This window comes from Hyphomonas beringensis (genome assembly GCF_000682755.1).
GTDB classification, from domain to species: Bacteria; Pseudomonadota; Alphaproteobacteria; order Caulobacterales; family Hyphomonadaceae; genus Hyphomonas; species Hyphomonas beringensis.
The window spans coordinates 1-469 of record NZ_AWFF01000103.1; the positions used below are offsets into that span (position 1 = coordinate 1).

The following is a 469-nucleotide window of genomic DNA, read 5'->3' on the forward strand; positions in this document are numbered from 1 at the left end:
ACGTGGTCTTCATCCTGCTGATCTTCTTCATCGTGACGTCGACCTTTGCCCAGGAAGAAACGCTGGGTCTTGAGCCGCCGCCACCGCCGAGCCCGGCCGACACTGAGCAGCAGCAGGTTCCCGCCATTCTGATCTATATTGATGAGTCCAACCTCATCACGGTGAATGGCAGGCCAACGGATATTGGTTCTGTTCGCGCAAATATCGAGCGTGTTCGGGCCGAGAACCCGGAGAGCCAGGTTGTCATCCAGGCTCATCCGAAATCCAAAAACGGTGTGATCGTTCTGATCCGGGACGCCGCATACAGCGCTGGTTACTCGACAGGGGTTAACCTTGTCCTGTCCCAGGCAGAGTAGGAGGAGCACGATATGGCACGCAGAAAACGTCAAGCTGCTTCCGGTGGTGGTGCGGAGGATGATGTCAACCTCACACCAATGCTGGACGTGGTCTTCATCCTGCTGATCTTCTT

1 protein-coding gene is annotated in these 469 nt (G+C 56.1%); it reads left to right on the forward strand.

Annotation, left to right across the window (positions count from 1 at the left end):
• Positions 1–2 precede the first annotated feature (2 nt).
• Complete coding sequence (locus HY29_RS17515) at positions 3–356, forward strand: ExbD/TolR family protein (RefSeq protein ID WP_081811491.1); 354 nt, start codon at positions 3–5, stop codon at positions 354–356.
• The last annotated feature ends 113 nt before the right edge of the window (positions 357–469 follow it).